6 protein-coding genes are annotated in these 4,642 nt (G+C 30.5%); all 6 read left to right on the forward strand.

The features are described 5' to 3' along the window. Positions 1-94: 94 nt before the first annotated feature. Genes pseH through CI949_RS17195 form a run of 6 tightly spaced genes read left to right on the forward strand, consistent with a single transcriptional unit; the run spans position 95 to position 4,580 of the window. On the forward strand, positions 95-643 hold the full coding sequence (gene pseH / locus CI949_RS17170) for a UDP-4-amino-4,6-dideoxy-N-acetyl-beta-L-altrosamine N-acetyltransferase (RefSeq protein ID WP_290768613.1): 549 nt from the start codon (positions 95-97) through the stop codon (positions 641-643). 24 nt (positions 644-667) lie between these two features. Beyond that, the gene (gene pseI, locus CI949_RS17175; protein WP_290768615.1) at positions 668-1,714 is read left to right on the forward strand and encodes a pseudaminic acid synthase; all 1,047 of its coding nucleotides are present in this window, start codon (positions 668-670) and stop codon (positions 1,712-1,714) included. Beyond that, positions 1,714-2,412, forward strand: coding sequence for a formyltransferase family protein (locus CI949_RS17180; RefSeq protein WP_290768616.1), 699 nt, complete (start codon positions 1,714-1,716; stop codon positions 2,410-2,412). The genes pseI and CI949_RS17180 overlap by 1 nt, the downstream gene beginning before the upstream one ends. Next, complete coding sequence (locus tag CI949_RS17185; RefSeq protein WP_290768617.1) at positions 2,402-3,091, forward strand: PIG-L deacetylase family protein; 690 nt, start codon at positions 2,402-2,404, stop codon at positions 3,089-3,091. Before CI949_RS17180 ends, CI949_RS17185 begins: the two co-directional genes overlap by 11 nt. Before the next feature lie 9 nt (positions 3,092-3,100). Further along, entirely contained in the window at positions 3,101-4,114 is a 1,014-nt protein-coding gene (pseG, locus tag CI949_RS17190) for a UDP-2,4-diacetamido-2,4,6-trideoxy-beta-L-altropyranose hydrolase (protein WP_290768620.1), read from the forward strand. Positions 4,115-4,154: 40 nt separating this feature from the next. Continuing rightward, the gene (locus CI949_RS17195) at positions 4,155-4,580 is read left to right on the forward strand and encodes a hypothetical protein (protein ID WP_290768623.1); all 426 of its coding nucleotides are present in this window, start codon (positions 4,155-4,157) and stop codon (positions 4,578-4,580) included. The last annotated feature ends 62 nt before the right edge of the window (positions 4,581-4,642 follow it).

A 4,642-nucleotide genomic window follows, 5' to 3' on the forward strand; every position in this document is an offset into this window, starting at 1 on the left:
ATTGTTAAGTTTTTAAATATGAACGAAGAGTTACTTATACTTAATCAGAATATTAGACAAAAAGAAGTAAAATAAATTATTTTGAGGTGATAGAATGGAAATTAATTTAAGAAAAATAAAAAACGAAGATTTGACTATGGTAATGAATTGGAGAATGGCACCTCATGTTACTAAATATATGTATACAGATCCTGATTTAACACTAGAAAAACAAAAAGAATGGTTTAAGAGAATTTCAGAAGACAATAATTGCTTATATTGGATAATTAATGTCAACGGTAACGATATTGGAACAATGTATTTGTATGATATTGATAGAAAAAACAAGAGATGTGGCTGGGGTTATTATATTGGAAACTTAGATTTTAGGGGTAAAGGAATTGCAAAGCGATTAGAATTAAATCTTTATAGATTTGTTTTTGAAGTATTAGATTTTAATAAATTGTGGTGTGAAGTTTTTGGTTTTAATGATAAAGTTGTCAGATTACATAAAATTTATGGATCTGAAGTAGAAGGAGTTTTAAAAGAACATATATACAAAAATGATCAATTTCATGATATAGTAAAAATGGCAGTACTTAAAAGTAAATGGCCAACACTTAAAGATAGATACAGTTATGATAATATAAATATAGAATATTAATTCAAATTCGAAGGAGGGTGTAATTTGTCAGGATTTAAAATAAATGATAGGATTATCGGAGATGATGACCCTGCATATATAATAGCAGAAATGTCAGCCAATCATGCTGGAAGCAAAAAGCGAGCATTACAAATAATAAGAGCAGCTAAAGAGGCTGGTGCTGATTGTGTAAAAGTACAGACTTATACACCAGAAACAATGACCTTTAATTCAGATAAAAAATGGTTTCAAATAGATAAAGGGACATGGGAAGGCGAAAACTTATATAATCTTTATCAAAAAGCTTATACTCCCTGGGAATGGCAGGAAGATTTGAAAAAAGAAGCTGAAAAGAGTGGTATTGATTTCTTTTCCACTCCGTATGAAAAGACAGCGGTTGATTTTCTAGAAGATTTAGGAGTTGAATTTTATAAGGTCGCATCTTTCAGTATTACTAATCTACCTTTTTTAAAGTATCTTGCTAAAAAAAACAAACCAATAATCATGTCAACTGGAATGGCAACTTTAGGTGAAATAGAAGAAGCTGTTAATGTAATAAAAGAAAATAGTAACGAAAATTTAGCACTTTTAAACTGTTCAAGTGCATATCCATCCGTTCCAAATGATATGAATTTGAAGAAAATAAAACATTTACATGATACTTTTAATCTTCCTGTTGGTTTATCAGACCATTCTTTAGGTTCAGTAGCGGCCATTGCTAGTATAGCTATGGGGGGCAAAATTATTGAAAAGCATTTTTGTTTAAGTAGAGATATAGAAAATCCAGACTCTTCATTTTCTATGGAACCAGCTGAATTCAAAAAAATGGTTGCTGATATAAGAGCAACAGAAAGAGCGATAGGAAATATTGATTATTCTATCTCAGAGAAAGAGCAGGAAAGTAGGAGATTTAGAAGATCAATCTTTGCAGTTGAAGATATCAAAGCAGGAGAAAAATTAACTGAAGATAATATCAGAATCATACGTCCTGGTTATGGGCTTAAACCAAAAAAATGGGAGAAAGTTTTAAATAAAAAAGCTTTAAAAGATATCGAAAAGGGAACTCCTCTAAACTGGGATTTGATTAAATAATGACAGTTGTAATTGCTACTATAAAATCATGGAATATAAAAAAAGCTGAAGAAACGATTAAAAAAAGTAAACATCATATTAAATTAATAACTGACAAAAATGAATTAAACTATGAGAATTTAAATAGTTTCAATCCGGAATATATATTTTTCCCTCACTGGTCCTGGATAATACCTGATAAAGTATATAATAATTTTAACTGTGTTGTGTTTCATATGACTGATCTTCCTTATGGAAGAGGAGGTAGTCCTTTACAGAATCTTATCGTTAGAGGTGTTGAAAACACTAAAATATCAGCATTAAAAGTTGATGGTGGATTAGATACAGGTCCTATTTATTTTAAAAAAGTTTTAAATCTTAATGGGAGTGCAGAAGAAATTTTTTTAAGAGCTTCTAATCTAATATTTGATGAAATGATACCAGAAATTATTAATAATGAAATTAAACCAAAAGAACAACTAGGTGAAGTAGTTGAGTTTAAAAGGCGGAAACCCTATCAGAGTGAAATAAAAAAAGACTTCTCTCTTTCAAAGGTTTATGATTATATAAGAATGCTTGATGCTGAAGGTTATCCAGAAGCATATATTAAATATGGAGATCTGAAATTAGAGTTTTCTAGAGCTAAATTAACAGCTGATGGTATTGTTGCTGATGTTAAAATCAAGAGATTAACCGAGGATGATTTAGATGGCGAATAAAATCCTAACAATTGCTGCTCATCCAGATGATGAATTATTAGGTCTGGGGGGAACAATTCGCAAGAGAGTAAATAATGGAGATCAAGCTGACTGTTTAATTTTGGGTGAAGGTCTAACTTCACGAGAAAATAATCGTGATCAGGTAAGCAAAGAATCTTTAGAAGAATTATATTCTGATACCTATCAGGCTGCTGAATATATAGGCTATGATAATCTTTACTTTTCTAAATTACCTGATAACCGTTTTGATTCAGTTGATCTGCTGGATATTATAAAAGAAATAGAAAAGGTTATAAAAAAAGTACAACCCGATATAATCTATACTCATCACTATGGAGATTTGAATATTGATCATCAAAGAACATTTGAAGCGGTTATTACTGCCTGTCGCCCGGTTGGAGAGTATCGGGTAAAAGAAATATATGCCTTTGAGACACCTTCTTCAACTGAATGGAACTTTCAGTATGGAGATAATACATTCAAGCCTAATTTATTTGTAGATATTAGTGAAACTATTGAGGCTAAATTAAAGGGAATGGACTGCTATGATTCCGAGAAAAGAGATTATCCTCATCCAAGATCATTGAAAGCCTTAAAGACTATTGCTGCTCGCTGGGGTACAGTAGTGGGAAAAGAATATGTGGAAGCTTTTGAATTAATAAGAAAAGTAGAAGATTAAGGTGATAATATGTCAGTTGTAGCATTAAGAGTAGATGGTGGTAAAAATATTGGCATGGGACACATTATGCGTTCAATGGCTTTAGCTAATGATTTAAAAAAAGATGAAGAAGTAGATAGAGTTTTCTATATTACTAAAAATGATCCATCTGCAGTCAATAAATTAAAAGAGAATGAATTTGAAGTAATAACTTTAGATAAAGATTTAAGTTACGGTGAAGAGATAGAAAAGGTTAAGGAAATAATAAAAAAAGAAGAAGTTAATAAACTAATTACTGATTCTTATGATATAGATCAGCACTATTTAATTGAAATGAGAAAAGTTGTTTATAAACTTGTTACTATCCATGATTATGCACCTTTTGCTTTCCCTTCTCATGCAGTAATCAATGGAAATGTATATGCTGAGGATTTAGATTATGAATCTCTATATGGTGATACTGAGTTTCGACTGGGAACGGATTATTTGCTTTTAAGAGAAGAGTTTAGAAAACTACCTGAAATTGAAGTTCGAGATAAAGTGCAAAATATATTAGTTACAGTTGGTGGTTATGATTTAAGGAATTTAACACCAAAAATTATCAAAGCTTTAAATTCTATTTACTTCGATGGAATAGATGATAAATATTTAGATAAAGAAAATCTGCATATTGATATTGTAATAGGGCCGTCTTTTGATAATGTAGATCAGATATTAGCAGAAGTTGAAAATAGCAATTTAGATATTTCATTGAACTTTAATGTCAAAAAAATGAGTAATTTAATGATAAAAAGTGATATGGCTATTTCTTCTGGTGGAAGTACTCTTTATGAATTAGCAGTAACTAAGACACCTGCTTTAGTCTTATTACAGGCTGATAATCAGGTTAGAGTTGCTGAGAAATTGGACGGAAAGAGTATTATTAATTTAGAATACGAACATAGGATCATAAATATTGCTGATGGCATTACTGATTTAATAAAGAACAGAGATAATTATATAAATGATTTCATAAATCGCAAAAAAATGGATTTTAATATCTAGTTATTTTAAATTCCAAAAATAAAATAAGAGGTGACCAAAAATGTCTGCTGTAGAAAAAACTAACTCTGTCCTAACCCAAATCAAAAATCTTCTTGTCCAGAAATTAAACCAGCCTAAAAAAACTGAAGCTCAATCAGAAAAAGGTGACAGATTCACTAAATCACAGCAGCCAGAAAAAGTCACCTATGACTTAGAAGACTTTGCGGATTCTGATTCGATTAGAAGACCGATTAAAATTAATGATAGCAATAATATCTTTTTTATTAACCACAATAACCGCAATAGAGCTGTAAAAATAGATCCGGGAGAATATAATTTAACTGAGATTCAGGATGCAATTCAGCATCAGGTTAACGAAGAATTTGGGATCGGTAAAGTTAGCCTTAAGATGACTGCCTCCGGTTCAGATCGCTTTATCTATGCTGAAGATAAGAAGGAAGATCATGTTCTGGATGAGCAGGTTTAAGTAAGTTAGAAGTTAAAGTATGAATAATTAGTAATACGGTAAGATGTCAAGAAGAAAAAAGA

The organism is Halanaerobium sp., from assembly GCF_003070835.1.